Origin of the sequence: Leucobacter sp. M11 (assembly GCF_035726885.1) — a bacterium.
In the GTDB taxonomy this organism is placed as follows: Bacteria; Actinomycetota; Actinomycetes; order Actinomycetales; family Microbacteriaceae; genus JAPFRB01.
Genome location: NZ_JAPFRB010000001.1, coordinates 24544 through 25803, shown reverse-complemented (window position 1 = coordinate 25803; position 1260 = coordinate 24544). Strand labels below are relative to the sequence as shown.

At 73.7% G+C, this 1260-nt stretch carries 2 protein-coding genes; both read right to left on the bottom strand.

Annotated elements, in window-relative coordinates:
- The coding region (pgl, locus tag OOT08_RS00130) for a 6-phosphogluconolactonase (RefSeq protein WP_325090576.1) at positions 1-464 on the bottom strand (464 nt) is incomplete at its 3' end.
- A gap of 4 nt (positions 465-468) precedes the next feature.
- Positions 469-1260 (bottom strand): glucose-6-phosphate dehydrogenase assembly protein OpcA (locus OOT08_RS00125; protein WP_325090575.1); only part of this gene is annotated, 792 nt, incomplete at its 5' end.

Here is a 1260-nt window from a genome sequence, read left to right as displayed (position 1 = left end):
TGATTCGGGAACAGCGAGGCGACGTGGGCGTCCGGGCCGACGCCGAGCAGGACCAGGTCGATCTCCTCGAGCTCCGCGATGCGCTTCGCGAGCTCTTCTGCGGCCTCGTCCAGGTCGAAGCCCTCGTCGGAGGCGGGCATGGCAATCACGCGGTCCCGGAGCAGGGGGAGCGCGTCGAGCAGCGCCTCCCGGGCCTGGGTCTCGTTGCGCTCGGGGTCACCGAGGGGCAGCCAGCGCTCATCGCCCCAGATCAGCCGGACCCGCGTCCAGTCGATCGCCTCGCGCTCCGGGAGCCGGGCGAGGGCCCGGAGGCAGCCGATGCCCATGCCGCCGCCCGTGAGCGCCACCGTCACCTCGTCCTGGCTGCTCAGGCGATCCGCGAGGAAGGCCAACAGGTCGTGGGCGATTCGCTCGGCGAGTGCGGCCGCGTCGGCCGCGGTCACGAGACGGGGAACGGGGGTCATGGCGTTAACCTTCTGCGCTGGGGGTGACGATCAGGGGAACCGCCCGCGTGACGACCAGGCCGTACTGCGGGTCGGGGGACAGGAGCCGTAAGTCCTCGGCGAGGCACTCGTGCAGGGGCCGCCGGGGCAGGGGCACCTCCAGGCTGGGCCGCCCGGGCTGGGAGAGCTGGGCGAACACGCCGGTGCTGCGCACGATGGCGATGTCGCCAGCGGGCCGGTGCAGCTCGACGGAGTGGATGCCCCACATGACGCTCGCGCCGACGGGGAGGTCGACCCGCGTGACGGGCACCCCGAGCTGCAGCCGCAGCCAGGCCGCGAGCAGCGTCGTCGAGGAGGAATCCGGCGTGCCGCACACGGTCACGTGCGTGATCTCTCGCCCGGGGGAGTTGTCGAGCGCCGCGGCGAGCTGGGCCCGCCACAGGGTGAGCCTGGCCCAGGCCAGGTCGGTGTCCCCGGCGCGGTAGCTCGCGGAGAGGCTGAGCAGGCGGTCGCTCGAGTCCGGGAAGAACCCGGAGTCCGTGATGCGGCGCTGGCTGAGCCGCGCGAGCCCGTCGTCCGCTGGGCCGTTCGGCCAGCGCCCGGCCCACCAGGTCACGACCGGGGTGTCCGGCAGCAGCAGGCCGGAGACCAGGCTGACCTTGTTCGCGGCGGCCTTGCCAACGGCGCGCAGAATGATGACCTCGCGCGAGCCCGCGTCGCCGCCCACGCGGAGCTCGGCGTCGAGGCGGGGCGGAACCGACGTCTGCGACTCGCCCGGCTCGCTGACGACCACGACGACGCGCATCGGGTGCTCGCG